Source organism: Salinisphaera aquimarina (assembly GCF_042643355.1).
Classification (GTDB): Bacteria; Pseudomonadota; Gammaproteobacteria; order Nevskiales; family Salinisphaeraceae; genus Salinisphaera; species Salinisphaera aquimarina.
The window spans coordinates 1,458,709-1,485,112 of record NZ_JBHRSS010000003.1; the positions used below are offsets into that span (position 1 = coordinate 1,458,709).

Here is a 26,404-nt window from a genome sequence, read left to right on the forward strand (position 1 = left end):
TTCCCTGGCTTTGCGCCTTTGCGCCTTTGCGTCTTTGCGTGAGTTTTCTTCAAGCCCGACGCGATCAATGCCCCGCGCCTTCGGGCACGTCGGCGTCCTTGCTGCTGCCGACGAAAAAGATCAGCGGAATCAGGCAGACGAGAACGACGCCCAGCAGCCAGAAATCATCCAGAAACGACATGATCTGTGCCTGCGAGGCGACTTGTTGATAAATGACGGCCTGGGCCTGTTGGCGCGCCGCCTCCAGACCCGCGCCCATCTGGGCGAAATGTGTGGTCAGTGATTCGATCACGCCGTGATACTGGGCGTTGTAGGGGGTGATGTTCTCGACCAGCACGTTCTGATGGAACTGGGCGCGCCGCGCCAGCCAGGTCGTGACCAGCGATATGCCGACGCTGCCGCCGATATTGCGCGCAAGATTGATCAGTGCGGACACCTGATCGGTCTTGTCCGCGGGCACGCCGATATAGGCGACGTTGGTGATCGGGATGAACAGGAACGCCAGCCCCAGCGTCTGGAAGATACGCGCGACCACCAGCTGATCGAAGGTGACATTCAGATTGAAACTGGCCAGGTGGAACATTGACGCGGAGACCAGCACCAACCCGAACATGATCAGCCAACGTGCCTCGATCTTGTTCGACAGAAAACCCACGATCGGCATCATCAATACGATCGCGAAGCCGCCCGGCGAGATCACCAGCCCGGCCAGCGTCGAGGTATAGCCAAGCACCGACTGCACGAACTGCGGAATCAGCAGGGTCGAGCCCAGCAGCACGAAGCCGAGCATGAACATCAGCAGGTTGGCGAGCGCGAAGTTGGAGAAACGGAACAGGCGCAGATCCATGATCGGATGCTTCTGGAAGGGCTCCCAGCAGGCCAGCGCGCCCAGGCAGCTCACCGCGATCACGGTCATCGCGATGATGAAGCTGGAATCGAACCAGTCGTTCTGCTGACCCTTGTCGAGCATGATCTGCAGGCAGCCCAGACCGAGCGCAAGCAGGGCGAAGCCGACATAGTCCACCCGGAAACCGTCCGCCATCTTGGCGCGCCGCGCGGCTTCATAGGCGGCCGTGTCCTTGACCAGGGCGCCGGCGAGAATCAGCAGGAGCACGCCGACCGGCACGTTGAGCAGGAATATCCAGTGCCAGCTGGCGTGATCGGTGATATAGCCGCCCAGGGTCGGGCCGATCGCGGGCGCGAACACCACCGCCACGCCGTAGATGGCGAACGCCATGCCGCGCTGCGCGCGCGGAAACGAATCCGCGAGAATCGCCTGCGATACCGGCTGCAGGCCGCCGCCGCCGATGCCCTGCAGCACTCGGAATACGATCAGCCAGCTCAGCGACGGCGCCAGCCCGCACAACAGCGATGCGACCGAAAACAGCACGATCGAGATGATGAAGAATCGCTTGCGCCCCAACACTTGCGAGAACCAGCCGGAAATCGGCAGCACGATGGCGTTGGCGACCAGATACGAGGTCAGCACCCAGGTCGCCTCGTCCTGACTCGCCGACAGACTGCCGGCGATATGCGATAGCGACACGTTGGCGATGGAGATGTCGAGCACCTCCATAAAAGCCGCCATGCCCACCACGCCGGCGATCAGCCAGCGGTTGGCGGGATATTGCGGTTCGGCGGCGATCGCCGCCGTTGAGGCGGCCGCGCTCATTGGCCGGGCGTCGTCGCGGCCGCGGTCGCGTTAGTTCTAGCGGTGGCGGGGTGGGGGCGATCCAGCGGTTTCGCCGCGGCTGCGACGTTGACCGTGGGCAGCACCGACATGCCGGGCGCCAGCCCGATTTTATCCACCGCGTCGGGATGATCGAACACGATCTTCACCGGCACCCGCTGCACGATCTTGACGAAATTGCCGGTGGCGTTCTGGGGCGGCAGCAGACTGAAGGTGACGCCGGTGCCCGACTGGATCGATTCGACCCGGCCGGTGAAATCGTGATCCGGAAAGGCATCCACCTCGATGCTCACCGGCTGGCCGATGCGCATGCGCGTGAGTTGGGTCTCCTTGAAATTGGCGACCACCCAGGGGTCGTCGGCGACGATCGCCAGCGCTGCCTGCCCGGCGTTCATGTGACTGCCGACGAGCACCGATTTCTGCGCGATCTTGCCGCTTTGCGGAGCACGCACGTCGGTATAGGACAGATTCAGGCGGGCGCGGTCGAGTTGTGCCCGGGCCTGGGCCACGCGCGCCTTGGCGGTCGAACCCTGGGACTGCTTGAGCGCGATCTGGTCGGGGGCGGACTGGGCCTGGGCCAGCTGCGCCTGGGCCTGGCTGATGCGTGCGCGCGCGGAGGTCGCGGTCGTGTTGGCCTGATCGAGCTGCTGGCGCGACACCTCGCGCTTGGCATAAAGCGCCTGATAGCGCCGTGCGTCGGCCGCCGCGCGGTTGTATTCGGCGCGCGCGGTTTCCACCGCGGCCCTGGCGCTGTCGATATCCGCGCCGCTGGTCTGGCGGGTGACCGACAGCTGGCGCTGGCTCGAATCGTAGGAGGCCTGGGCCGCCTGCAGGTTGGCTTCGGCGCTGGCCAGTTCGGCCAGGAAGTCGGCCGGGTCGAGCGTAAACAGGGGATCGCCTTTCTCGACGTGCTGATTGTCGCGCACGAACACCTGGATGGCGGTGCCGGTCACGCGCGGTGCGACCTGGACGATATCGGCCTGTACGAAGGCGTCGTCCGTACTCTCCTGATTGCGGGTGAGCCACCAGTACAACAGTGCGGCGACCACGCAGACCACGGCAATGCACACCGCGATGATGGCCACGCGCTTGCCCTTGCCGGATTTCTGCGGCGTCGCGGCGTTGTCGGCGGCATTTGCGTCGAGATCGAGGGGCGCCGGGTCTGCGGCGGAGTCTGATTGGGTCATGGTGTTACCGGCTCGTCGATACGAAACTGCTGGGCGCGGCCGAGGGCGGCCGCGAGGTTGATACGGGCCCGGGTGTAGTCGGCCAGCGCGGCCACACGGGTGTTGCGGGCATCGGCCAGCGACGCCTGTGCATCGATCACTTCGACGTTGTTGCTGATGCCGTTGGCAAAGCGATCGCGTGACAGCGACAGCTCCCGATTGGCCAGAGTCAGCGCCGATTGCGCGGCGTTGACCTGCTCGGCGAGCGTGGTCAGCGTACGACGCGCGAGGCGCACGTCCTGCTCGACCTGATCACGGGTGTCGCGGTATTGAATCCGTTGCTGGTCGAGGCGGCTGGCGGCGCTGCTGATGCGCGCGTGGGTGGCGCCGCCATCGAAGATCGGCACCTGGAGCTGGGCGCCGACCGCGTAGGTGCCTTCATTGTTCTCGTGATAGGTATTGCCGGAGTCGCCATAATCGGCGGTGGCCGAGAGCGTGGGCAGACGCGCGCCGCGGGCGGCGGCCAGCTGTTTTTCGCGCTGCGAGATCTGGCGTGAGGCGAGCTGCACCTCGGGGCGGTCGGCCATCGCCCGGGCCACGTCGGTGGCGGTATCGCCGACTGCTACGGGGCGGTAGTCGAGCCTGTCCTCGAGCGTGATCGGCGCATCCAACGGCAGGCCTACGGTGCGCGCGAGGCGGATGTCGGCGCGGGTCTGGTCGGTTTCGGCCTGGGCCAGGCGGGCGCGCGCACGGGCCTGTCGGGTCTGGGCACGGGTCACGTCCACGCCGGTGGCAATGCCGACGTGCTCCTGATCGGTGGCGAGCTTGGCCAGCGTTGCGGACAGATCCAGATCGGCCTGGGACGCGGCGACCGATTCGCGCGCGGCAAGCGCGGATACATAGTCGAGCGCGGCCTGGGCGGCGACCTGTTCGCGGGCCACGGCGAGCTGGTCGTCGGCCACGCGTTCGCCGATCTTGGCGCTCTGGTACTGCTGCCAGGCACTGTAGTCGAACAGACTCTGACGCAGACGGGCGCGTGCATCGAAGCTGTTGTAGGTGATCACGCTGGGAAAAGCCGGGGCGGTGCCGGCGGGCAGGTTCGCGAACGCGGAACCGAAATCCAGCCCCTGGGCGGCCAGATTGGTCTGACGCCGCGACTGGCTGACTTCGCCCGACAGATGCGGCAGGAAAGCCGAGCGTGCCTCGGCGCGATTGCCGCTGGCCTCGGCGCGGCGCGCGTCGGCGAGCAGGGTCTGCACGTTGGTGGCCAGCGCGTCGTCGATTGCCTGTTGCATGGATAGCGGCTGCGCGGCCTCGGGCATGGTGAATGTTTCGCCGGGCGCCGGGGCAGCGGCGCCGGCCGCGCTGAACAGCAGGCCCGCGCACAGGACGAGCGCGGCCGGTCGGTGTCGATATGCCGATATTCTCATCACGGCTCAGGCGATCAGGCGGGCGAGCAGATCGCGCAGCTGCGCGCGTTCGGCCTCGTCGAGCGGGGAGAGCAGTTCGTCGGTCGACGCACGCGCGGCAGGGCGGATCTCGGCGAGTGCATCGACGCCGGCCGGTGTGAGCTTGATCACATGGGCGCGGCGATCGGCCGGGTCCTTGCTGCGGGTCAGCCAGCCGCGTTTTTCCAGGCCGTCGACGAGATAGGTCACCGTGGTGCGGTCCATGCCGAGCAGATCCGCGATATCGCTTTGCCAGAGCCCGTCGGCGTTGGCTTCCAGCGCCAGCAGGGCCGCGTATTCGCGCCCGGAGACGGTCAACGACGCGGTGTGCTTGTCGAACAGCGCGAGCTGGCGATGGTGTGCCTTGGCCAGCAGATAGCCGAGTCGGCAGCGAATCGAATCCGGTAACACGTGGGCCAAACCAATCACCTCGACATAAAACGGTTAGTCGGGAGGTTTAATTGTATTTAGCAATAATAAATAGTCAAGACTATCTATTAAAATAAAAGTAGACACGCTATATTTTTGTTGCGTCGCAGCAGGTCTAGCGTTTGATTCGGGTGCGAAGCGGTGGGCGCATGCGAAGGACAACGCGCACCGCATAGCGTGCGCGTGCGACGGCCGGTTATCTCTCGGCGTGATTCACGAATACCCCGAAGCGTGCCGCGCGTACGACAGCAATGAGTTTTCAGAGAGGAGAGGCGTTAGCTCTCGCTTGGATCGTCCTCGCGGTTTCGTACCGCAAGGACGACATACATTTGATTTGACGCCAGCGGCTAGCCGGGAAAGGCACGCGCCACGAGGCCGGCGAAATCCAGATCCGTGTTTAGGGTGCCGTAAGCCATGCCGTGGCCGCCGGTCAGGCGCGCCGCACAGAAGGCCTCACCGACCCACGGCGCGTCGCCGGTCAGCAGGATGCGGGCCTGCAGGGCCCGCGCCACGGCTTCCGCCATGCGACGGGCGTGCACCGGATTGTCCGCGTCGCTACGCAATTGTTGCTCGAGTGCGTCGCAGTGTGCGTCGTAAGCGGGGTGGGCACCGCGTGCCGCGGCGAGTTCGGCTTGCAAGGCCTCGATGCTGGCCGGGCTCTTGCCCATCGCCCGCAGCATGTCCAGGCACTGGACGTTGCCGGAGCCTTCCCAGATCGAGTTCAGCGGAGATTGGCGGAATAGCCGTGGCAGGATCGACTCCTCGACGTAGCCGGCACCGCCCAGACATTCCTGTGCTTCGTTGATCAGCGGCGGCGCGGTCTTGCAGATCAGATACTTGCCGACCGGTGTGGCGACGCGCGCGAGCTGCTTCTCCTGTTCGTCGTCGGATTCGAACGCCCGCGCCAGACGCAGCGCCAGGGCGATGGCGGCTTCCGACTCCAGCGCCATGTCGGCGAGCACATGGGTCATCAACGGCTGTTCGATCAGGCGTGTACCGAAGGCGTCGCGGTGGCGGCAATGATGAATGGCCTGCACCAGCGCCTGGCGCATCAGGCCGGCCGAGCCGAGCATGCAGTCGAGGCGGGTCTGCGAGACCATCTCGATGATGGTGGGCACGCCGCGCCCGGCCTCGCCGATCCGCCAGGCCTCGGCATCGACGAACTCGACTTCGGAAGAGGCGTTGGAGCGGTCACCGAGCTTGTCCTTGAGGCGCTGGATCTGGATGGCGTTGCGGCTGCCGTCGCGGCGCCAGCGCGGCAGCAGGAAACAGGACAGGCCGTCGCCGGGCCCGGTCGCCTCCTGGGCGAGCACCAGAAACGCATCGCACATGGGGGCCGAAAAGAACCACTTGTGGCCCACGAGCGTGTAACGGCCGTCGCCCTGCGCTGTGGCGCGCGTGGTATTCGAGCGCACGTCCGAGCCGCCCTGTTTCTCGGTCATGCCCATGCCGATGGTCAGGCCCTGTTTTTCCGCCGCCGGGCGACAGGCCGGATCATAGACATTGGCGAGGATGCCGGGCAGCCATTCGGCCGCGATCTCGGGCGCATGCCGCAGCGCCGGTACCGCCGCATGGGTCATGGTGATCGGGCACATGGTCCCGGATTCCATCTGGTTGTGCATATAGATCAGGCCGGAGCGAATCACCTGCGCGCCGGCGCGCTGACCGGTCCAGGTCAGCCCGTGCAGGCCGTGTTCCTTGGCCAGGGCCATGCTGCGGTGATAGGCCGGATGGAATTCGACCTCGTCCAGGCGGTGGCCGAAGCGATCGAAGGTCTTGAGCCTGGGCGGGTTCTCGTTGGCCTCGAAGCCGATGGCGATCAGTTCGTCGCCGGCGATCGCGCCGTAGGTCTTGAGCCGGTCGGTGCCCCAGTCGCCGCCCTCGCGCGCGATCGCCTCCATGAGCGCCGGATCGCTCGTGAACGCGTTGTAGCCGATCAGCGGCGGCGGCTGATTGGTGACGTCGTGGGTGGCGAGTGTCGTACGCGGACGCAACGGGCTGGGGTTCATGACGATCACGCGGGCTGGAAACCTGATCGCCGATTGTGCCCCAGGGCGGGCCCGTACCGAAGGGAAACGCGTGTTACCCGTGGCCGGCGCGTTTTCATCGCGGCCATAAAAAAAGCCGACCCTCGGGCCGGCCGCGGCACGGGGCATACCCCCGAAGCCACTCGATACTGTTGAACGGGGCCGCCGCTGCCCGGCGCCCACGTTCTGGGCGAAAGTCTAGCCCTTGCCCGACGGGTTTTCGAGTGAATCTTTTGTGACCGGTTTGCGCTGTTGCCAGTTCTGGCGCATCGCTTCGAGTTCGTCCGCCGGCAGCGAGATCAGCCCCAGTGTCTTGAGCGCGCCGCGCGGGCTTGCCATCGGATCGGACAGAAACAGCTGCACGTATTCGTCCATGCCCGGAACCCGGCCGACATGGGCGTTTTTTACGTAGAAGAACAGCGAGCGCGAGATCGGGTATTCGCCGGACGATATCAGCGCGCGTTCGGGCTTGATGCCGTCGATGCGCGCGGCCTGGATCTTGTCGCGGTTCTCTTCCAGAAACGAGTAGCCGAAAATGCCGACGGCATTGGGGTTCTGTGCCAGTTTCTGCACGACCAGATTGTCATTCTCGCCCGATGGCACGTATTTGCCGTCCTGGCGGATGGTCGGTGCCTGGCCGTCGTAGCCGTCGATATGCTCTGCGCCGTAGTCGACCACCAGTTCTTCGAACGCATCGCGCGTGCCCGAAGAGGTCGGTGGCCCGTAGATCAGAATGTCGCGATCGGGCAGGGAAGCGTCGATATCGCTCCATTTTTTATAGGGGTTGCTCACCAGTTGGCCGTCCCGCGGTACCCGATCGGCAACTGCCAGGGTGAGCTGTTCGCGGGTCAGATCCATTGCCGGGATGCCGGCTTTCTGGCCGATCACGATACCGTCGAAACCGAGCATGATCTGGGAGACATCCTCGACCCCGTTGCCCCGGCACATGGCGAGCTCCGATGGCTTCATCGGCCGCGAGGCGTTGGTCACATCCGGGGTGTCCTCGGCCACGCCCGCGCAAAACAGCTTGAAGCCGCCGCCGGAACCCGTGGCCTCGACCACAGGCGTGCGCAGGTCGGTGGTCGCGCCCAGTTCCTCGGCGACATAGGACGAAAACGGATACACCGTCGACGAGCCGACGATACGCATCTGCGCGCGGCTGTACTCGTGATCGCCCGTGTCCTGGCGGTGGCCGCAGCCGGCGAGCAGCAGCGCGGCCGCGGCCGTGCAGATCAGACGAGCGGTATACGAGAACGTGGGCATGATTATCCTTGCTGTACGGCGTGCGCGGCGGCGTTTTCAGTTCAGGGTGGCGGCCTGATCGGGCCCGGTCGAGGCGGGCTGGCGTACGTCGGCGGGCAGCCGCGTCACCGGTGCGAATTCGCCGATGAAGGAGATTTCGGGCGTAAGCCAGTAGCCGGTGCGTGCCTGTACGCACTGCTGCGCATGCATGATCAGCGCACATACGTCTGCGGCGCTGGCGTTGCCATGATTGACGATGATGTTGGCATGCCGCGGCGAGATCTGGGCGTCGCCGCAGGACATCCCCTTGAGGCCGCATTCATCGATCAGCCGGCCCGCGCCGATGCCTTCGATCTTGCGGAAGATCGAGCCGGCCGATGGTTCGCTGTCCAGCGGCGGGTGGCGATCGGCGCGCCAGCGCAGGTTTTCGTCCATGATCCGCAACAGCGTTTCGGCCGGCGCGGGCTCGAGTTCGAACGTGGCCGAGAGCACGATATCGTCGCGCGAATGCAGCACCGACTGGTCGTAGCCGAATTCAAAATAATCCGCGTCCACGCGCTTGCGCTGGTTGTCGGCGGTGAGCAGCTCGGCGGATTCGAGCACCTCGCCGATGAACATGGTGCGCTCGCGCTCGGGGGCGGGCGACAGAAAATGCAGGTTCTGCCACAGCGCGCCGCCCACGGTGGACGGGATGCCGACATAGTGCTCGAGCCCCGACAGACCACGGCCGACGGCCGTATCGATCAGGTCGGGATAGACCAGCACGCCGCTGGCGGCGGTCACGCAGGTGCCGTGTACCCTGATATCGCTGGCGTGATTGGCAATTACCAGCCCGGCATAGCCGCGATCGCCGATGAGAATATTGGCGCCGCGCCCGAGCAGGAAATAATCGATATCGAGCGCGCGCGCGGCGCGCACCGCGACCGCCAGCGCCTCGGGGGTTTTTGCCTCGACGTAGTACGCCGCCGGGCCGCCGATACGGAAACTCGTGCGTGCGGCCAGCGGCACGTCACGCTGCAGCGCGGCGCCGAGTCGCTGGGCGAGCGCGCGCTGCTGGGCGGGCGTTGGGTTGCGGGGTTTGCGCATCGAATATAAGCAGGCTGTCCGGCGTCGGCCGATGAATCGGCTTGTAATGGTCGGTGCGCGTCGCGGCAAATACAAGCGCGCCCATTTTGGACGAGGCGTGTGATCGCACCGCGCCGGCCTGCCGCGCCGACCACGCTTTGACGTAAGCTGCACCCACCACGTCCTGTTCGAGAGAATCGTCTTGTCCGAGCCGCAGCGCATCGTCGTCTTCGATCTCGACGTCACGCTTACCCGCTACGACACCTTCCTACCGTTTGTCATTGGTTATCTGCGCTACCAGCGCAAGCGCCGGAGTCTGTCGCTGTGGCGGCTGGCGACGCTGCTCAAGTTCTGGCACTGGGGCGATCGCACCTGGGTTAAGACGCAGGTGCTGCGTGCGTTTCTCGGCGGTCAGCCGCGGGCGCGTATCGAAGCCTGGGCGGATCGCTTCATCGAGGAGTTGATGGCCGACGCCATGCGCGAGCAAGGCCTTGCCCAGTTGCGCCGCCATCAGCAGGAGGGCGCCCGGGTGATTCTCGCCTCGGCGAGCTTCGACGTGTATGTCGTGCGCCTGGCCAAACGGCTGGGCATCGAGGAAGTGCTGGCCACACGGGTGGCCTGGAACGCCCGCGGGCGCCTGGTGGGCATGGACGGTGAAAACTGCCGCGATGACGAGAAGCTGCGTCGCGTCAAGGTGATGCCGGATATGCCCGAGCAGGGTCGGGGCGTTACCGCCTACTCGGATTCGCACGCCGATCTGCCGCTGCTGTCATGGGCCGAGAACGGCGTGGCTGTCTGCCCCTCCAAGCGCTTGTTCCATCAGGTCGGCGGGCTGGGGATCGAGGTGGCGCGCTGGTGACGCTGTCCGGAGTCCTGCTGGCGCTGTCGGTCGTGCTCGCCAGCGTGGCGCAGATTCTGCTCAAGCACGGCATGAACCGCGCTGCCCTGGCCGACGCGGGGCATATCTGGCTGCGTCCGCTGCGCCAGCCGCTGGTGCTCGCCGGCATGGCCTCGCAGGTGTTGTTGACCTGTCTCTGGCTGGTCGTGCTCTCGCATATCGACGTGAGCCTGGCTTTTCCGGTGCTCTCGTTGAGCTACGTACTGGTCACCGCCTACTCGGCCGCCTTCATGGGCGACTCCGTGGGCAAGCGTCGCTGGTGCGGGGTCTTGCTCATCGTCGCCGGCGTGGGAGTGCTGGCCTATGGCGCTTGAGCGACGTTCGGTCGTCAGCGTGATCCTGCTGCTGGTTTCGGTGACCCTGATCGCCGCCGGCCAGCTTTTCATGCGCCGCGGGATGATCGGGTTCGGGCAGATCGATTCGTTCGCGGCTTTCGTCAATCTCGTCTGGAGCGGGCTGGCCTCGCCGGCCACCATCGCCTACGTCTGGGCCGGCATGATCGTCTATGCGGCCGCCGTCATGGTCTGGCTGCAGGTACTGTCGCGCATGGCGCTCAGTCTCGCGTTCCCGATGATGAGTCTCAGCTATGTGCTGGTCTATGTCGGCGCGGCCTTCTGGCCCGAGCTCGATGAGACGATCAGCATGTATCGCATCGCCGGTACCGCGCTGATCATGCTCGGCGTGGCACTGGTGGCGCAGTCGCGCAGCAACTGATTCCGCAAGGTGCTCGGGGTCGGCTTTTAGGCCGTCGGTTCATTCGTCCGCCGAGACGAAGCCGCAGTCGCCGGCAGAAGTGCAGAACAGTTCGGGTTGGTTCGGATTCAGCCCACCGAGCGTGACCGACGGCACGGCCAGGCTGACGCCCAGGCCGGCCAGAACGGGGTCGAGCACCGGACCCAGGGTGTTCGTCACCGCGCTCTGGAGGATGGCTGTAATGCCGTCGAGCGCCGGGCCGAGAATGGCGTTGGTCAACCCGCTCAGCAATCCGCCGAGACCGCCCAGGAGACCGCCCAGCAGTCCGCCGTTACTGCTGTCATCGCGCAACAGATCTACATGCAGATTGATGTCGCCCAGCAGTGAGGCGATGTCGGCGGTGCGCAATTCATCGTCGCCGGTATAGACTCTCGGGAAGTCGTCGAGGCTTTCGATATCGTCGAAAACAGCCTCGAACTCGTCGCCTGCCGGAATTGTCGACAGGATATTGCCGTCGTTGGAAATCTCTGCGACTGGTTGGCCAAGAACCGTCACGCGGGCGGCCTGAGTCGTGTCGATGCTGCCGTCGGAGCGGACGCTGCCAATCGCGGCCGCGATCAGCGCGGTATTGCCGGTCACGACCACGGTGTACGAACGATCGGCCAGGGTCGGGCAGTCGATTCGTTCCAGCTGCGCGGTGCCCTGCGCGACTTGAATACCGACGGGCAGCGTGACCTTTGCGACGCTGGCAAGCCCGAGGTTGATGTCCAGATCTATACTCAGGGCAAGCGAGAGCTGCGACGAATGCACGACGGTGTAGTAGTCGCCATCTTGGGGTTTGCCGGCCGGGCCGATCTCGGTTTTTGGCGGCGCCAGCAGGCGCAGACTGGCATTCACGCCCGGCAGAGAGAGATCCAGAGGGACAGCCTGGTCACGGTCTATCGCCACTAACTGGGCCGCCGCATTGACGATATTGCCCAGCGCCACCGAGGCGTCACCGCCGATTGGCCCGGCGATGCCGAGTACCGCGGAGAGCGGCTGATCGCCCAGGGAGTCGCGAACTGCGTTGACCACACTGCCCGATAACGTGCTCAATTGACCCGAGACATTGTTGAGCGCCTCGCTGATGGATATCCGAGAAACGTCTTCGACGCTGATGACGTTGCTCTGGATATCGACCAGGTCGGCGAGGGTTACGCGGGCGTTAGCCAGGTCTCCGAGACTGGCTACGCTGATATCCGTATCCAGCAGAGCGGATAGCAGGGTGGGGTCGACGTTTGCCAGGGTGGTGCCGAATTGCAGGCTGGCTTCCGGCCGGCTGATGGCTCCGGCCGAAGCGCTCAGAGTCGTGTCGGTATCCGAAAACAGTGAAAACAGTGGCCGGAAGCTGTTGTCGACCACCGTCAGCCGGACCGCATTGGGTTTCTGTGTCGGCGCATTATCGGCACTGAACACGCGTAACTTCGTGTCCTGATCCGGTAGCACCTGACCGCTTTGGAAACGGCTGACCGTCGGCAGGCTGGCCGGGGTGCGCGCGGCGTAATTGCGGGCAACGCTCGCGCTGGCGGCCGCCTCACCGTCGACGCCCAGGTCCGTTCGGCAGCCACTGGCCTGTCGAGCGGAGTCCAGCGCAGCCAGGTTCGCGGCCGATTGCAGTTTCTGCTGCGCGGCATACAGCCGCCCCGCATCCACGGCGAGCGCGAGCAACGACACGGCGGCCACGATAAACGCAGCGGTCATGATCAGAATGGCGCCGCGCTGGCGGCGTCCGCCGATGGGCAAACGTCGTATCACGTCCGCGGTATCCCCCGTGGTGCAACGCAAGCAGGGCGGCATTGCGTAAACTATCTGGACTTATCGAGGTATCGGCTTCGGGCGTGGCGGCTGAATGGCGCCCGTGGGCAGGCGAGGGCACGGCGCGTAGACTTGCGCGGCCCGAAGGAAAAATCAGGACTGCATGGCACCGCTGGAATATACCGTCACCCCGATTGACGCGGCCGCGCACCGCTTTCGTGTAGACCTGCGCGTCGACGTGCGTGCCGGGCGCCCGCTGCACCTGAATCTGGCCACCTGGATCCCGGGCAGCTATGTGATTCGCGATTTCGCCCGCCATCTGCTGTCGATTTCGGCGCGCTGCGACGGCGAGCCGATCGCGGTCGAATCGGTCTCGCGACATGCCTGGGCCTGCACGCCGAGGACCGCCACGCTGGATGTGGTCTGTGAGTTCTATGCTCGCGACGAATCGGTGCGGGCGGCATTTCTCGACGACCGCCGTGGGTTCTTCAATTTCACGTCGCTGGCTCTGCGCCCGGAGGCGATGGGCAACGCACCCTGCCGGGTCAGACTGGCACCGCCACCGGGCATCGACGACTGGCGCGTGGTGACCACGCTGCCCGCAACCGATGTGGACGCCAACGGCTTCGGTGTCTATAGCGCGGACAGCTACTGGGATCTGATCGATCATCCGGTGGCCATGGGCCAGGCGATCGAACGGGTGGACTACAGCGTGCGCGACGTGCCGCATGCGTTTGTGCTGCTGGGTTCGCACGACGCCGACACGCGTCGGCTGGCGACCGATCTTGCCGCGATCTGTGAGACCCAGGCGCGGGTGTTCGATGCGTTGCCGGCGCGCGAATATCTGTTCCTCGCCCAGGTCACGCCGCGCGGCTTCGGCGGGCTGGAACATCGTGAATCGAGCGTATTGCAGGTGGCACGCGATGCCCTGCCCAGCGTGGTGACGGGCACGGCCGACAGCAAGCGCAGCGAAGCCTATGAAACGCTGCTGGGGCTTTGCAGCCACGAGTATTTTCATCTGTGGAACGTCAAGCGCATCCGGCCGGCCGCGGTCGCCGAGAGCGATCTGGCCGACGAGGCCTACTTCCGCGATCTGTGGGCCTACGAGGGCGTGACCTCCTACTACGATGACCTGGGCCTGGTGCGCGCCGGGGTGATCGGCGAACAGGGTTATCTCGATCGCCTGGCCAAGCTCGCGACCCGGATCGACCGCACGCCCGGGCGGCATCGCCAGAGTCTTTCCCAGTCCAGTTTCGATGCCTGGCTGAAGTTCTATCGGCCCGACGAGAACACGCCCAACGCGGTGGTCAGTTACTACGGCAAGGGCGCGCAACTGTCGCTGGCGCTGGATCTGAAGCTGCGCGTCGAGACCCACGAACGCGTCACCCTCGATGACATCATGCGCAAGGTCTGGACAGACTACGGCCAGCACGGCACGCCGGTGCCGGAGGGCGGGTTGGCTCGGATTGCCGCCGAGGTCAGCGGCCTTGCTCTGGATGATTTCTTCGATCGCCATCTGAACACCGCAATCGACGCGCCCTGGGCCGACTGGCTGGGCTATTTCGGCATCAAGGCGACCTGCGCCCCGGCGACCGACGATGCAGCGGCTTTGCTGGGACGCCTCGGCCTGCGCCTGAGCGGCGATGCCATGCCCATAGTCGTGCATGTGCTCGACGATACGCCGGCCCAGGCCGCCGGTATTTCCGCCGGCGATCGGCTGGTGGCCTTCGATGGGCTCGAGGCCGGCGATCAGTTGGCGGCGCGGCTGGCACGCTATCCCGGCGGCACCGAGGTGGCGGTACATCTGTTTCGTGGCGACGAACTGATCGTACGGCCGGTATTGCTGGGCCCCGAGGCGGCGCCGGAATGGCAGCTGTCGATTGACGATACTGCCGATGATTCCTGTCATGCGCGCCGCGCGCGCTGGTTGCAGAATGACCGCGCCCCGGCCTGACGCCTGGGTCGCGCGCGCCGCGGCGGACACGCTCTGCGGGCTGTTTGCGGCGCGGGTGGAACGCACGCCCGAGGCGCTGGCCTATCGTTTCTACTCGCCGCGCCGGCACGCGTGGGTGGAACTATCCTGGGCCGATGCCGCGGAACGGGTTCGCGCCTGGCGCGCGGTGCTCGCCGCCGAGGGTGTCGGCCCGGGCGACCGGGTGGCGATCATGCTGCGCAACAGCCCCGAATGGGTCTGCGTGGATCAGGCGATTCTGTCGCTGGGCGCGGTCACCGTCGGTCTGTTCTGTGCGGATACGCCGCCCAGCAACGCCCGCACCATCGTCGACAGTGGCGCGAGCGTGCTGGTCGCGGTCAAGGCCCGCTGGGCGGACCGGATCCTGGCGAAACACAGCTGTCCCGAACTGCGGCGGGCCATCGTGTTCAGCGGCGAGGTCGTGGCCGGCTCCCGCGTCCGAAGCGCGGATGCCTTACTCGCCGAGCGCTCTCGGGATGCCGTCGCGCCGGCAGGCGCCGAGCCGGATGCGCTGGCCAGCCTTGTCTATACCTCGGGTTCGTCCGGGCGTTCGCGCGGAGCCATGCTCAGCCATGCCAATCTGCTCTACAACGCTTATGCCTGCGCCGATGCGCTGCCGGTCGTCGAAGACGAGCATTCGTTGTCCTATGTGCCGCTGCCGCATTGCTACGAACGCGTCGTCAACGCCTACCGCGGCATGATCACCGGTGCGACCATTACCTTCTGTCGACATCCGCGTTTTCTGGGCCTGACGCTCGCACGCACGCCGGTGACCACGCTGGTCGGGGTGCCGCGGGTGTACGAGCGCTTCTATGTCGAACTCAATCGCTGGCTCAAACGCCGGCCGCGCTCCATTCAGCGGCTGGTCGCCTTCACCATCAAGCTCGGCGAATCGGTATTCGAACGCCAGCAGGGGCGCACGCGCCGGCATCTGCGGCATCTGCTGTGGCCGATTCTGCGGCGGCTGGTGGCGCGCCGCTGCCTGCGACTGTTCGGTACCGACATGCAATACGCCATCTCCGGTGCCGCAGCGCTGCCATACCCCGTGGCGCGCACGCTGGTGGGGCTGGGCGTGCCGGTACTGCAAGGTTATGGCCTGACCGAGGCCGGGCCGGTGGTCAGCGTCAACCGGATCGACGACAACGAACTGGACAGCGTCGGCATCGTGCTCGACGGTGTCGAGACCAAGGTCGGGCCCGACAACGAGTTGCTGATCCGCAGCCCCGGGGTCATGCACGGCTACTGGGACGACGAAAAAGCCACGCGCGCCACGCTGTCGGCGGGCGGCTGGCTGCATACCGGCGACAAGGTGAGCCGGCTGGACAAGAAACGGCTGTATCTCACCGGCCGCATGAAAGAGGTCATCGTGATGACCACCGGCGAGAAAGCGTCGCCGGAGCCGATCGAGGATGCGCTGTGCCTGGACGACCTGGTGGAACGCGCGGTCGTGGTGGGCGAAGCCCGCCCGGTCCTGGCCGCAATCGTGAGTTGCCCCGCCGACCGGCTGGTGCCGGTGATGAAACGCCTGTCGCTGGATCCGAATCTGCCGGCTAGCCTCGCCAGCAACCGGCTAGAGAACTTCTTCATCGAACGCTTCGCGCGTCTGCTGGCCAGCTATCCCGCGCATGCGCAGATTCGCCGGGTGGCGATCACAACGGATCGCTGGAGCCAGGGCAACGGGCTGCTCACGCCGACCGACAAGATCAGGCGTCGACGTGTGGCCCGCTGTTATGCTCGCGACATTACCCGGCTCTACGGTCGACGCGCGCCGGGCGAAAAGGCGGACGTGTCGCAGAACACGAATCAGGGCTGAGTCATGCGCGTGCCCGATGATAGGACCCAAGGTGGATAGCAGGGGATGAATACGTTGCTCATCGTGTTCGCGCTGGTCGCGGCCTATCTCATCGGTTCGCTGTCGGGCAGTCTGCTGCTCGCGCCCCTGTTCGGCAGCGCCGACCCGCGCCGCAGCGGCAGCGGCAATGCCGGGGCCACCAACGCCCTGCGCACCGGCGGGCGCGGCTATGGCGCCGCAGTGCTGGCCTTCGATCTGCTCAAGGGCGTGGTTGCCGCACTTCTGGTGCAGGCAATTTTCGGCGTGAGCCAGGCGGCCGCCTTCGGCTGTGGCGCTATGGCCGTGATCGGACATGTCTATCCGGTGTTCTTCGGTTTTCGGGGCGGCAAGGGCGCGGCCACGCTGATCGGTGTGCTGCTAGTCCTGCTCCCGGCCGCGCTGCTGGTCGGGCTGGTGGTCTGGATCGGGACGCTCGTGACCACCGGTTTCGTCGGGCTGGCCACCATCCTCGGCATGCTGGCGGTCGCACTCACCTGCGTAGTGGCGCCGGCCGCCACCGCAGCGGCCAAGCTGTTTGTCATCGCCATGACCGTCCTCATCGTCTATACCCATCGCGAGAACATCAAACGACTGCGTGCGGGCACGGAAAACCGCTTCGAGCGGGTGATGTGGCGCAGACGGTGACCGCAACGTCCCCGGCACCCACGCTGGCGGCCCTGCTCGCCGACGGCGCCTGGCACAGCGGCCCGGCGTTGGCGACCACGCTCGGAATCACCCGCGCCGCGATCTCGGCGCGCGTGGCCGATCTGCGTCTGCTTGGCCTGGATATCTATTCGGTGGCCGGGCGCGGCTATCGGCTGAAGACGCCGCTCGAACTGCTGGACGCCGCGCATATCGACGCGCATCTGGCGGACAGCACACGCACGCGGGTCGACGACCTGATCGTGCTCGAACGCACCGACTCGACCAATGCAGAGCTGGCGCGGCGCGCCGACGGCATGACCCGTGCCTGCCTGGCGGAATACCAGTCGGCGGGCCGCGGACGCGCCCAGCGGCCCTGGGCTTCGCCGTTCGGTGCCAATCTGTATCTGTCGCTGGCGCGCGATGTGGCCGCGCCGCGCGCGCCGCTGGGCGCGCTCAGTCTGGCGGTCGGGGTCTGCGTGGCCGATGCGCTGACTGCGTTCGGTGCCGAACAGATCGCCCTCAAGTGGCCCAACGATCTCTGGGCCGGCGACCGCAAGCTCGGCGGCATTCTCATCGAGCACAAGGGCGAGGTCGGCGGCAGCGCGCGCCTGATCATCGGGCTCGGGCTCAATCTGGACATGCAGGCGCTGCAGGGCGAAGGTATCGATCAGCCGTGGACGCGGCTGCGCGACCACCTGCCGGTGATGCCGGCCCGCAACCGGCTGGCCGCGGGCATGCTCGATGCCGTCATGCGCGCCGTACTCGATTTTGAAACCCAGGGCTTCGCCCCGTTCCAGGCGCGCTGGGCGCGCTACGACGCCGCCCGTGATCGCAACGTCCGTGTCCTCGAAGCCCAGGGCGAGCGCCAGGGGATCGCCCGCGGTATCGCCGCGGACGGCGCGCTGCAGGTCGAGATCGACGGTCGGGTCGTGGCGCTGTACTCGGGCGATGTCAGCCTGCGGGTGGCGCCGTGAACCTGCTCATCGATATCGGCAACACCCGCGTCAAATGGGCCCTGGCCCGCGGCCACACGCTGGCCGAGACCGGCGCGATCTGGCGCGCCCGGCACCCTGACTGGACGGCGCGACTGCCCAGCGACTCCCTGGATGGCATCTATGTCGCCAGCGTGGCCGATGACAGCGCGATCCAGGCGCTGCGCATTTTCGCCGCCGACCACGCACTGGCGGTGCATCGTGTGGTCAGTACCGCGCGATCCGGCCCGCTCGTCAACGCCTATGCCCGTCCCGAGCGGCTGGGCGTGGATCGCTGGATGGCCTGTGTCGCTGCCCAGGCCCGTGCCGAGGGGTCGGTTCTCATTGCCGATGTCGGCACCGCGCTGACGCTGGACTGGGTCGGCGCCGACGGCGTGCACGGCGGCGGCCTGATTGCGCCGGGGGTGAACAGCATGCGCCTCGCGCTGCGCAACGCGACCCAACTGCGGCCGACGCACGTGCCGGACGAACACGCCTGGCTGGCGCGGGATACCGACAGCGCGATCGCGGCGGGCACGCTGCGCTGCGCGATCGCCGTGCTGGATTCGGCGGCGCTCGATCTCGCGCCGGATCGGCTGTTGCTGACCGGAGGCGAGGCCGAGTTGCTGGCCCCGCGGCTGGCGCGACCGTGGCAAGTGGTGCCGCATCTGGTGCTGGAAGGGCTTGCCGTGCACGCCGAGCGTGAGGCACGGGGTGGTCAGCCGGCGCGTCAGCGTTCAGAATAACGACATGCCGCACGCCATTCGTGCCTGCGGTGTCTCTCAAAGCCGGCGTAGCTCAGTTGGTAGAGCAACTGATTTGTAATCAGTAGGTCGCGGGTTCGACTCCTGTCGCCGGCTCCATCTTTCCCTTAGTCCTTGGTTCATGCCCTTCGTACCGGCATGCGGCGTGGCCGCTACGGCCGGGCCGCGCGTTTTACGCCGCCGGTTCGTGAACGCGATTCATCTTTCGGCGTAGGCTCGGTACGCCGGGTTATCCGTGCGATTGCGGTGCAGGCCTTGTGGCTCACGCCTCGCTGCAGTGCACCATAGATAACGCCGATAACCCCATCGGTCCGCCCGATTTGACAGGATTTCGGCGAAGTGTATTGCTATGCCAAAGGCGTGTTGTCGCGACGCGCCCCATTAGCGTGCGCCGATGGCGCCATACATTAAAGTCATAAAGGGTTCGGCAATGGCGAGGAGTAACGGCAAGGGTGATCCACAGATCGCAGCGATCTGTGCAATCCATGCGGCGAGCAACGGCCCGCTGCTGCCGATCCTGCACGACGTGCAGGGACATTTCGGTTATGTATCCGACGAAGCGATCCAGCAGATCGCCGATGAACTCAATCTGTCGCGCGCCGACGTATTCGGTGTGGTGACTTTCTATCACGATTTTCATCGCAAGGCGCAGGCGAGCCATACGCTCAAGGTCTGTCGCGCGGAAGCCTGTCAGGCGGTCGGTGGACGTGAGGTCTGGTCGGCGGCCACGACCGCGTCCCAGCGCAGCGAGGATGTGGATCTCGAAGCGGTCTATTGCCTGGGCAATTGCGCCTGCGCGCCGTCGGTGCAGCTCGACGGACGTACGATCGGCCGCATGAGCCCCGAGCGCGTGGCGGGGCTGTTTTCGGCCGGTGGCCACAGCGGAGCGCCGTCATGAAATATTACGTACCCAAGGACAGCGCGGCCGTTTCCATCGGCGCCGAAGACACCGCGCATGCGCTCACGCGCGCGATAGGTGAGGCCGATGTGGTTCGCACCGGCTCACGCGGGTTCTACTGGCTCGAGCCACTGGTCGAGATCGAGCAGGACGGACGCCGTCTGGGCTTCGGGCCGATTGAAGCCGGCGATGTCGAGGCGCTGATCGCGGCGGTTTCCGATGGCAGCGTCGAGAATCATCCCCGCTATGTCGGCGATATCGACACGCTGCTGCGCGAGCAGGGCCAGCGGCGGCTGACATTTGCGCGCTGCGGCGTAATCGCTCCCACCGACTGGGATGCCTTCGTGGCCCATGGCGGCAGTGCCGGCCTGCGCGCGGCGCTCCAGCACGACGGGCAGAAGATCGTCGATTCAGTGAAGGAATCGGGTCTGCGCGGTCGCGGTGGTGCGGGTTTTCCCACCGGCATCAAGTGGCAGACCGTACATGACGCGCCGGCGACGCCGAAATACATCGTCTGCAACGCCGACGAAGGCGACTCCGGCACCTACGCCGATCGCATGCTCATGGAGGGCGACCCGTTCACGCTATTTGAAGGCATGGCGATCGCCGGCGTCGCGGTGGGCGCGGAACACGGCTATATCTATCTGCGCTCCGAGTATCCGGACGCCGCGCGCACGCTCAAGGCTGCGCTCGATGTAGCCCGCGAGAACAGCATGCTGGGCGCCGATATATTCGGCTCCGGCAAGGCCTTCGATATCCAGGTGCGCATGGGCGCCGGTGCCTATATCTGCGGTGAGGAAACCTCGCTTCTGGAGAGTCTGGAAGGCAAGCGCGGGCTGGTGCGGTTCAAGCCGCCCCTGCCGGCGATCCAGGGGTTCATGGGTCAGCCCACGGTGATCAACAACGTGATCACGCTGGCAACCGTGCCGTCGATCCTGGCCCAGGGCGCGCCCAATTATCATGATCTGGGCGTGAACAAGTCGCGCGGCACGCTCACCATCCAGCTGTGCGGCAACGTCGCCCGGCCGGGCCTCTACGAGATGCCGTTCGGGGTCACGCTCGATCATCTGATCAACGATATCGGCGGCGGCTGCGCGAGCGGCCGGCCGGTGCGTGCGGTACAGGTCGGTGGCCCGCTGGGCGCCTATGTGCCGGCCGAGCATCTGGGTACCCAACTCGGCTATGAGGAAATGGCCGAGGTCAAGGCGATGATCGGCCACGGCGGCGTGGTGGTTTTCGACGACACCGTCGACATGGCCCAGCAGGCGCGTTTCGCGATGGAGTTCTGTGATATCGAGTCCTGTGGCAAGTGCACGCCGTGCCGGGTCGGCTCGGTGCGGGCCCAGGAAGTCATCGACCGCATCATCGACGAGCGCGATCGCGACGAGAATATCGAACTGTTGCGCGAGCTGTGCGACACCATGATCAACGGCTCGCTGTGTGCTCACGGCGGCATGGCACCGTTTCCGGTGCTGTCCGCGCTGAATCATTTTCCCCAGGATTTCGGCGTGGCCGAGCCCGCCGAGACGGTCTAGCGATCATCGCTGGACACCACTACAAGAGGAGGTCGCCATGGCATCTCTGAACCCGATCAACTACGGCACGCCGCAGCGCGAGTCCGACACCCAGATCAGCCTCGAGATCGACGGCCAGCACGTGACCGTGCCGGAAGGCACTTCGGTCATGCGCGCCGCGATCGAATCGGGTATCGATGTGCCCAAGCTGTGTGCCTCCGACATGCTCGAGCCGTTTGGCTCCTGCCGGCTGTGTCTGGTGGAGATCGACGGCCGGAAAGGCTATCCGGCCTCCTGCACGACCCAGGTCGCGGAAGGCATGAAGGTCTCCACGCAGACCGACAAGCTCGATCAGCTGCGCCGCGGCGTGGTCGAGTTGTATCTGTCCGATCATGCCGGCGAGAGCCGAACCTCCGACGACATCGGCGACGACGAGCTACTCGGGCTGGCGCGCGATCTGGGCGTGACCGAGAACCGCTACGGCAAGTCCGGCCGCAATCATCAGGATGCGGTGATCGACGATTCCAATCCCTACTTCGATTTCGATGCCAGCCGCTGCATCGTGTGCTCGCGATGCGTGCGTGCCTGCAACGAAACCCAGGGCACGTTCGCGCTGACGGTCGACGGCCGCGGCTTTGCGTCGATGATCTCCGCCGGCACCGACAGCGACAATTTCCTCAACTCCGAGTGCGTGTCCTGCGGTGCGTGCGTGCAGGCCTGCCCGACCGAAGCCCTGATCGAGAAGGACGTGGTCAAGATGGGCATGCCCGAGAAATCGGTCACCACGACCTGCGCCTATTGCGGTGTGGGCTGCTCGTTCAACGCCGAGATCAAGGGCGACGAGGTGGTGCGCATGGTTCCGGCCAAGGAAGGCAAGGCCAATCAGGGGCATTCCTGCATCAAGGGCCGCTTCGCCTGGGGCTATACCAATCACCCGGATCGCATCACCAAGCCGATGATCCGCGAAAAGATCACCGACCCGTGGAAGGAAGTCAGCTGGGACGAGGCCATCAACTTCTCGGCCGAGCGGATCACCGGCATTCGCGACAAATACGGGCGCGGCGCGCTGGGCGCGATCACATCCTCGCGCTGCACCAACGAGGAAACCTTCCTGGTGCAGAAACTGGCGCGCGCGGTATTCCGCACCAACAACGTCGATACCTGTGCCCGGGTCTGTCATTCGCCGACCGGCTATGGTCTGAATTCGACCTTCGGTACCTCGGCGGGTACACAGGATTTCGTTTCGGTCGAGAAATGCGACGTAATTCTGGTCATCGGTGCCAATCCGACCGATGCGCATCCCGTGTTCGGTTCACAGATGAAGCGGCGTCTACAGCAGGGCGCGCGTCTGATCGTGGCCGACCCGCGCGCGATCGACCTGGTGCGTTCGCCGCATGTGCAGGCCGACTATCATCTCCAGCTCAAGCCCGGCACCAACGTGGCACTGGTCAACGCGCTGGCGCACACGGTGCTCAGCGAAGGCCTGGAAAACCGCGCGTTCGTCGAAGAGCGCTGCGATCTCGACGAATATGACGGCTGGCGCGAGTTCATCCTGCGCGAGGAAAACAGCCCCGAGAACACCGAACAGTACACCGGGGTACCGGCGCAGTTCGTGCGTGAATCGGCGCGCCTGTTTGCCACCGGTGGCAATGCGGCGATCTACTACGGCCTGGGTGTCACCGAACACAGCCAGGGTTCGACCATGGTCATGGGCATGGCGAACCTCGCCATGGCGACCGGCAATATCGGCCGGCCCGGTATGGGCGTGAATCCGCTGCGCGGTCAGAACAACGTGCAGGGCTCCTGTGACATGGGCTCGTTCCCGCACGAACTGCCGGGCTATCGCCACGTATCCGACAAGAGCGTGCGCGATATCTTCGAGGCCGAGTGGGGCGTGTCCATCGATCACGAGCCCGGGCTGCGCATCCCGAACATGATCGACGCGGCCACCGGTGGAACGTTCAAGGCGTTGTACGTACAGGGCGAGGACATTCTCCAGTCCGACCCCAACATCAAGCACATCGCCGCCGGCCTGGAAGCCATGGAGTGCGTGATCATTCAGGACATCTTCCTGAACGAGACCGCCAGCTATGCGCACGTGTTCCTGCCGGGGTCCACCTTCCTCGAGAAGGACGGCACCTTTACCAACGCCGAGCGCCGTATCAACCGGGTGCGCAAGATCAAGACCGCGCCGGGTGGCTATGCGGACTGGGAGATCACCCAGTTGCTCGCGGTCGCGCTCGGCTACCCGATGAACTACAGCCACCCGTCCGAGATCATGGACGAGATTGCGCGCACCACGCCGACCTTCAAGGGCGTGAACTTCGACAAGATCGATGCCCTGGGGAGCGTGCAGTGGCCGTGCAACGACGAGCATCCGGACGGCACGCCGGTGATGCACGTGGACAACTTCGTGCGTGGCAAGGGCAAGTTCATGCTCACGCCGTTCCAGCCGACCGAGGAGCGCGCCAACCGCCGTTTCCCGCTGCTGCTGACCACCGGTCGTATTCTGTCGCAGTACAACGTGGGCGCGCAGACCCGGCGCACCGCGAATCGTCTGTGGCACGCCGAGGACTGGCTGGAAGTGCATCCCTCGGACGCGGAAATGCGCGGTATCAAGGACGGCACGCTGGTGGCCGTTGCCAGCCGTATGGGCGAAACCACCCTGCGGGCCAAGGTCAGCGAGCGGATGACGCCGGGCGTGGTCTATACCACCTTCCATTTTCCGGAAACCGCCGCCAACGTGGTCACCACCGAGTTCTCCGACTGGGCTACAGAATGCCCCGAGTACAAGGTGACCGCGGTCGAAGTGCGCCCGTGCAACACCATGAGCGAGTGGCAGAAACGGTATATAGACACCCGTGAGCGTCAGCAGCAGATCGAAGGCGATCAGCCGGTGCGCGACCCGGATACCGTGGCCGCGGGCTTCGAGGACGGCGATCGGGAGTGGGAGCCGGCCGAATAGCCGGTTTCCCGGTCGACGGCCGCCCCGCGCGTGGCTCGTCGACACCCGAGCGCCGTGTGGCCCCATGAACATAACGGCCGGCTGGTCCGAGAAAAGACGGCCGGCCCGGCTCAACGCACAAGGAGATTGCGATGGACGCCGACAAGATGGTGCGTCAGGCCAACCAGATCGCCGAGTATTTCAAAGTCTACCCGCAGGCTCGCGCCGAGGAAGGCGTGGAAGGGCATATCCGCAAGTTCTGGGAGCCGCGCATGCGCGCCCAGTTGCTGGAATATGCGGCCAACGGCGGCGCCGGCCTGCATCCGCTGGTGCTGACCGCAATCGAGTCGATTCGCGCCGATCAGGCTGCATAAGCCTTGCTCGCCCGGCTTCCTGTCCGCGGCATCTAGTCGTCGGCGAAAGGAGTTGGCGGGCCGGCTTCGAGCGGAAAGAATCGGCTTTCGCGGCAGATATCGAACAGCGCCGACACCAGCGGCGACAGCGGATCCCGCTCCAGCGTGACCAGGCCGACCCGATAGGCTGTTTCCGTATCCTCGAGCGCGATCGCGCGGACCGAGGCGTCAGGGGCCAGCAGTTCGCTGAAATAGGCCGGCAGGATGCTGCTCAGTCCGGCGAACCTGATATGCGCCCAGACATTGACGATTGACTCGGTCTCCACCGGCGCCACCGGCTGTCGCCGGACATGCTCGAAGGCCTGATCGATGATCCGTCGGTTCTGCATGTTCGGTGTGAGCAGGCACAGGGGCTCGCCTGATGCCTCGCGCCAGGTGACCGTGCGCCGCCCCGCCCATGGGTGCGAACGGGGCACGAACAGGCAATAGCGCTCCTGATAGAGCACATGCGTATGCATGTGCCGGATCGGTTCGTTGTCGAGATAGGTGATGCCGGCGTCGAGCTGGAAATCCTGGATCTCGCGCAGGATCTCGTTCGACGTGCGTGAGTACACCGCGAACTGCACGTCCGGATAGCGTTGACGCATGCTGCGGGTCAGGCCCACCACCATGGGCAGCGCGGACGGCACGACCCCCAGCGCCAGACGCCCGGACAGCCCGCCCTTGAGCGCGGAGAGCTCTTCGTACATGGCCGAACAATCGCGCAGGATCGCCTGTGCCCACTGCAGCACCCGGCGGCCCTCGTGGGTCAGATCGTGATAACGCTGGCCACGCTCGACGATGGGTACGCCCAGTTCCTGCTCGAGCTGGCGGATACGGCCGGAGAGCGTCGGCTGGGTCACGTTGCAGCGCTCGGCCGCGCGGGTGAAGTGTCGCTCCTCCGCAAGTGCGACCAGATACTGCAGTTGTTTTATATCCATCGTGCGCCTTCGGGTGGGCGTTTCATGCCGGTCCGGCCTGTGTCGTCATCATACGGACATGCGCGTGCCCAATGCTCGCGTTTCCGTGGTTGACATTCGCTTCGCGATTCCCAACAATGCGCGGCTCGATTGTGGAGGGATACCCAAGCGGTCAAAGGGAACAGACTGTAAATCTGTCGGCTCAGCCTTCGGAGGTTCGAATCCTCCTCCCTCCACCAGTTTGATTTAATGCAAGTGAAGCAAGAAGCAGCAAAGGTTGAAGGTGGCTGAGTAGGTAGAAGGAGGGTTCGAACCGTTAGAGGTTCGACGAGAGCGCGAAGCGATCGAGAATGGTCGCGGTACGCGACCAGCCCGGAGGGTGAGCAGCGCAGCTGCGAATAATCCTCCTCCTTCCGCCAGTTGAATTGGAAAATCGAACTTGAGGCAGACTCGCGGGCGGGTCGATAGCGAATCAGGTAGAAGGAGGGTTCGAACCGTTAGAGGTTCGACGAGGCGGCGCAGCCGTGAGTAATCCTCCTCCCGGACGCTTTCGATCGACCGGCTAGTTTCCGGGGTTGGCGGTTGGTCAGCCTTGGTCGAATCAGGTTCGTAGTCGTCACCCCGACAGCGTCGCACTTGCAGGCAGCGCCGGATTTGACGACAGTTGAGCGGTTGACGGTGCGGGCGTAGTTCAATGGTAGAACCTCAGCCTTCCAAGCTGATGATGTCGGTTCGATCCCGATCGCCCGCTCCAATTCGTGTGCGCACGGGCGCATGCGATGACAAAGTTTTAGTTAAGGCCCATGTAGCTCAGCGGTAGAGCACTTCCTTGGTAAGGAAGAGGTCACCGGTTCAAGTCCGGTCATGGGCTCCATAATTTCGCCGGCCGGCAGGCTGGCGTCGCGGTCGATATGCCGAGGCCGCGGTTGGCGGGGCGTGGCGTCTAGCAGGCGCGCGACTCGATGATCCACGGCAACAATGATGAAAGGCGAGCAATGTCCAAATCAAAATTCGAGCGTAACAAGCCGCATGTGAACGTCGGCACGATTGGTCACGTTGACCATGGCAAGACGACGTTGACGGCCGCGTTGACGGTGGTAT

22 protein-coding genes, 4 tRNA genes and 1 other RNA gene are annotated in these 26,404 nt (G+C 65.3%); 18 read left to right on the forward strand and 9 right to left on the reverse strand.

What is annotated here, in order from left to right; all coding sequences use genetic code 11:
• Nucleotides 1–64 precede the first annotated feature (64 nt).
• From ACFOSU_RS10265 to murB, 7 genes are all read right to left on the reverse strand, one after another.
• Entirely contained in the window at nt 65–1,672 is a 1,608-nt protein-coding gene (locus ACFOSU_RS10265; RefSeq protein ID WP_380689109.1) for a DHA2 family efflux MFS transporter permease subunit, read from the reverse strand.
• Nucleotides 1,669–2,877, reverse strand: coding sequence for an HlyD family secretion protein (locus ACFOSU_RS10270; RefSeq protein ID WP_380689111.1), 1,209 nt, complete (start codon nt 2,875–2,877; stop codon nt 1,669–1,671). The genes ACFOSU_RS10265 and ACFOSU_RS10270 overlap by 4 nt, the downstream gene beginning before the upstream one ends.
• Nucleotides 2,874–4,286 carry a TolC family protein gene (locus tag ACFOSU_RS10275; protein WP_380689113.1) on the reverse strand — a complete coding sequence of 471 codons (1,413 nt, stop codon included), beginning with the start codon at nt 4,284–4,286 and terminating at the stop codon, nt 2,874–2,876. The genes ACFOSU_RS10270 and ACFOSU_RS10275 overlap by 4 nt, the downstream gene beginning before the upstream one ends.
• Before the next feature lie 6 nt (nt 4,287–4,292).
• Nucleotides 4,293–4,715, reverse strand: coding sequence for a MarR family winged helix-turn-helix transcriptional regulator (locus ACFOSU_RS10280; protein WP_380689252.1), 423 nt, complete (start codon nt 4,713–4,715; stop codon nt 4,293–4,295).
• A 365-nt stretch (nt 4,716–5,080) separates the two neighbouring features.
• Complete coding sequence (locus ACFOSU_RS10285; RefSeq protein ID WP_380689115.1) at nt 5,081–6,742, reverse strand: isovaleryl-CoA dehydrogenase; 1,662 nt, start codon at nt 6,740–6,742, stop codon at nt 5,081–5,083.
• 216 nt (nt 6,743–6,958) lie between these two features.
• Nucleotides 6,959–8,023 carry a PstS family phosphate ABC transporter substrate-binding protein gene (locus tag ACFOSU_RS10290; protein WP_380689117.1) on the reverse strand — a complete coding sequence of 355 codons (1,065 nt, stop codon included), beginning with the start codon at nt 8,021–8,023 and terminating at the stop codon, nt 6,959–6,961.
• A gap of 36 nt (nt 8,024–8,059) precedes the next feature.
• Nucleotides 8,060–9,088: a UDP-N-acetylmuramate dehydrogenase gene (murB, locus tag ACFOSU_RS10295; RefSeq protein WP_380689119.1), complete on the reverse strand. Its 1,029-nt coding sequence runs from the start codon at nt 9,086–9,088 to the stop codon at nt 8,060–8,062.
• A gap of 181 nt (nt 9,089–9,269) precedes the next feature.
• Here murB and ACFOSU_RS10300 point away from each other — a divergent pair, with 181 nt between their 5' ends.
• The 3 genes from ACFOSU_RS10300 to ACFOSU_RS10310 are packed head-to-tail and all read left to right on the forward strand — an operon-like array spanning nt 9,270 to nt 10,679.
• Nucleotides 9,270–9,926, forward strand: a complete 657-nt coding sequence (locus ACFOSU_RS10300) for an HAD family hydrolase (protein ID WP_380689121.1) — start codon at nt 9,270–9,272, stop codon at nt 9,924–9,926.
• A complete protein-coding gene (locus ACFOSU_RS10305; RefSeq protein WP_380689123.1) occupies nt 9,923–10,279 on the forward strand; it encodes an EamA family transporter in 357 nt (118 codons plus the stop codon). Before ACFOSU_RS10300 ends, ACFOSU_RS10305 begins: the two co-directional genes overlap by 4 nt.
• On the forward strand, nt 10,269–10,679 hold the full coding sequence (locus ACFOSU_RS10310; protein WP_380689125.1) for a 4-amino-4-deoxy-L-arabinose-phospho-UDP flippase: 411 nt from the start codon (nt 10,269–10,271) through the stop codon (nt 10,677–10,679). The genes ACFOSU_RS10305 and ACFOSU_RS10310 overlap by 11 nt, the downstream gene beginning before the upstream one ends.
• A 39-nt stretch (nt 10,680–10,718) precedes the next feature.
• Here ACFOSU_RS10310 and ACFOSU_RS10315 read toward each other — a convergent pair whose 3' ends face one another.
• The gene (locus tag ACFOSU_RS10315) at nt 10,719–12,494 is read right to left on the reverse strand and encodes a pilus assembly protein TadG-related protein (RefSeq protein WP_380689127.1); all 1,776 of its coding nucleotides are present in this window, start codon (nt 12,492–12,494) and stop codon (nt 10,719–10,721) included.
• 121 nt (nt 12,495–12,615) lie between these two features.
• Between ACFOSU_RS10315 and ACFOSU_RS10320 the strand changes: the two genes are divergently transcribed.
• From ACFOSU_RS10320 to ACFOSU_RS10365, 10 genes are all read left to right on the forward strand, one after another.
• The gene (locus ACFOSU_RS10320; protein WP_380689130.1) at nt 12,616–14,406 is read left to right on the forward strand and encodes a M61 family metallopeptidase; all 1,791 of its coding nucleotides are present in this window, start codon (nt 12,616–12,618) and stop codon (nt 14,404–14,406) included.
• Nucleotides 14,387–16,237 (forward strand): AMP-dependent synthetase/ligase, encoded by a 1,851-nt coding sequence (locus ACFOSU_RS10325; protein ID WP_380689132.1) that lies wholly within the window; start codon nt 14,387–14,389, stop codon nt 16,235–16,237. Before ACFOSU_RS10320 ends, ACFOSU_RS10325 begins: the two co-directional genes overlap by 20 nt.
• A 45-nt stretch (nt 16,238–16,282) precedes the next feature.
• Nucleotides 16,283–16,900: a glycerol-3-phosphate 1-O-acyltransferase PlsY gene (gene plsY, locus ACFOSU_RS10330; protein WP_380689134.1), complete on the forward strand. Its 618-nt coding sequence runs from the start codon at nt 16,283–16,285 to the stop codon at nt 16,898–16,900.
• Complete coding sequence (locus ACFOSU_RS10335) at nt 16,897–17,874, forward strand: biotin--[acetyl-CoA-carboxylase] ligase (RefSeq protein ID WP_380689136.1); 978 nt, start codon at nt 16,897–16,899, stop codon at nt 17,872–17,874. The genes plsY and ACFOSU_RS10335 overlap by 4 nt, the downstream gene beginning before the upstream one ends.
• Nucleotides 17,871–18,617 (forward strand): type III pantothenate kinase, encoded by a 747-nt coding sequence (locus ACFOSU_RS10340; RefSeq protein WP_380689138.1) that lies wholly within the window; start codon nt 17,871–17,873, stop codon nt 18,615–18,617. Before ACFOSU_RS10335 ends, ACFOSU_RS10340 begins: the two co-directional genes overlap by 4 nt.
• A 41-nt stretch (nt 18,618–18,658) precedes the next feature.
• Nucleotides 18,659–18,734: transfer RNA gene (locus ACFOSU_RS10345), tRNA-Thr, on the forward strand.
• 331 nt (nt 18,735–19,065) lie between these two features.
• Nucleotides 19,066–19,533 carry an NAD(P)H-dependent oxidoreductase subunit E gene (locus ACFOSU_RS10350; RefSeq protein WP_380689141.1) on the forward strand — a complete coding sequence of 156 codons (468 nt, stop codon included), beginning with the start codon at nt 19,066–19,068 and terminating at the stop codon, nt 19,531–19,533.
• Nucleotides 19,530–21,068 carry an NADH-ubiquinone oxidoreductase-F iron-sulfur binding region domain-containing protein gene (locus tag ACFOSU_RS10355; RefSeq protein ID WP_380689143.1) on the forward strand — a complete coding sequence of 513 codons (1,539 nt, stop codon included), beginning with the start codon at nt 19,530–19,532 and terminating at the stop codon, nt 21,066–21,068. The genes ACFOSU_RS10350 and ACFOSU_RS10355 overlap by 4 nt, the downstream gene beginning before the upstream one ends.
• A 37-nt stretch (nt 21,069–21,105) precedes the next feature.
• Complete coding sequence (fdhF, locus tag ACFOSU_RS10360) at nt 21,106–24,012, forward strand: formate dehydrogenase subunit alpha (RefSeq protein ID WP_380689145.1); 2,907 nt, start codon at nt 21,106–21,108, stop codon at nt 24,010–24,012.
• Nucleotides 24,013–24,143: 131 nt separating this feature from the next.
• Nucleotides 24,144–24,365 carry a formate dehydrogenase subunit delta gene (locus tag ACFOSU_RS10365; RefSeq protein ID WP_380689147.1) on the forward strand — a complete coding sequence of 74 codons (222 nt, stop codon included), beginning with the start codon at nt 24,144–24,146 and terminating at the stop codon, nt 24,363–24,365.
• Nucleotides 24,366–24,397: 32 nt separating this feature from the next.
• Here ACFOSU_RS10365 and ACFOSU_RS10370 read toward each other — a convergent pair whose 3' ends face one another.
• Nucleotides 24,398–25,324 carry a LysR family transcriptional regulator gene (locus ACFOSU_RS10370; RefSeq protein WP_380689149.1) on the reverse strand — a complete coding sequence of 309 codons (927 nt, stop codon included), beginning with the start codon at nt 25,322–25,324 and terminating at the stop codon, nt 24,398–24,400.
• A gap of 133 nt (nt 25,325–25,457) precedes the next feature.
• Here ACFOSU_RS10370 and ACFOSU_RS10375 point away from each other — a divergent pair.
• The 5 genes from ACFOSU_RS10375 to ACFOSU_RS10395 all read left to right on the forward strand — a co-directional run.
• Nucleotides 25,458–25,542, forward strand: a tRNA-Tyr gene (locus ACFOSU_RS10375).
• A 45-nt stretch (nt 25,543–25,587) separates the two neighbouring features.
• A non-coding RNA gene (locus ACFOSU_RS10380) (RtT sRNA) lies at nt 25,588–25,722 on the forward strand.
• A gap of 261 nt (nt 25,723–25,983) precedes the next feature.
• Nucleotides 25,984–26,057, forward strand: a tRNA-Gly gene (locus tag ACFOSU_RS10385).
• 45 nt (nt 26,058–26,102) lie between these two features.
• A tRNA-Thr gene (locus ACFOSU_RS10390) sits at nt 26,103–26,177 on the forward strand.
• 121 nt (nt 26,178–26,298) lie between these two features.
• A partial coding sequence (locus ACFOSU_RS10395; RefSeq protein WP_380689254.1) for a GTP-binding protein occupies nt 26,299–26,404 on the forward strand: 106 nt, incomplete at its 3' end.

Bases quoted from the DNA above. Each gene is read 5' to 3' on its own strand.
- ACFOSU_RS10265 (WP_380689109.1), bottom strand. From the start codon at position 1,672: ATGAGCGCGGCCGCCTCAACGGCGGCGATCGCCGCCGAACCGCAATAT.
- ACFOSU_RS10270 (WP_380689111.1), bottom strand. From the start codon at position 2,877: ATGACCCAATCAGACTCCGCCGCAGACCCGGCGCCCCTCGATCTCGAC.
- ACFOSU_RS10275 (WP_380689113.1), bottom strand. From the start codon at position 4,286: ATGAGAATATCGGCATATCGACACCGACCGGCCGCGCTCGTCCTGTGC.
- ACFOSU_RS10285 (WP_380689115.1), bottom strand. From the start codon at position 6,742: ATGAACCCCAGCCCGTTGCGTCCGCGTACGACACTCGCCACCCACGAC.
- ACFOSU_RS10290 (WP_380689117.1), bottom strand. From the start codon at position 8,023: ATGCCCACGTTCTCGTATACCGCTCGTCTGATCTGCACGGCCGCGGCC.
- murB (WP_380689119.1), bottom strand. From the start codon at position 9,088: ATGCGCAAACCCCGCAACCCAACGCCCGCCCAGCAGCGCGCGCTCGCC.
- ACFOSU_RS10310 (WP_380689125.1), top strand. From the start codon at position 10,269: ATGGCGCTTGAGCGACGTTCGGTCGTCAGCGTGATCCTGCTGCTGGTT.
- ACFOSU_RS10315 (WP_380689127.1), bottom strand. From the start codon at position 12,494: ATGCCGCCCTGCTTGCGTTGCACCACGGGGGATACCGCGGACGTGATA.
- ACFOSU_RS10320 (WP_380689130.1), top strand. From the start codon at position 12,616: ATGGCACCGCTGGAATATACCGTCACCCCGATTGACGCGGCCGCGCAC.
- ACFOSU_RS10325 (WP_380689132.1), top strand. From the start codon at position 14,387: ATGACCGCGCCCCGGCCTGACGCCTGGGTCGCGCGCGCCGCGGCGGAC.
- plsY (WP_380689134.1), top strand. From the start codon at position 16,283: ATGAATACGTTGCTCATCGTGTTCGCGCTGGTCGCGGCCTATCTCATC.
- ACFOSU_RS10350 (WP_380689141.1), top strand. From the start codon at position 19,066: ATGGCGAGGAGTAACGGCAAGGGTGATCCACAGATCGCAGCGATCTGT.
- ACFOSU_RS10355 (WP_380689143.1), top strand. From the start codon at position 19,530: ATGAAATATTACGTACCCAAGGACAGCGCGGCCGTTTCCATCGGCGCC.
- fdhF (WP_380689145.1), top strand. From the start codon at position 21,106: ATGGCATCTCTGAACCCGATCAACTACGGCACGCCGCAGCGCGAGTCC.
- ACFOSU_RS10365 (WP_380689147.1), top strand. From the start codon at position 24,144: ATGGACGCCGACAAGATGGTGCGTCAGGCCAACCAGATCGCCGAGTAT.
- ACFOSU_RS10370 (WP_380689149.1), bottom strand. From the start codon at position 25,324: ATGGATATAAAACAACTGCAGTATCTGGTCGCACTTGCGGAGGAGCGA.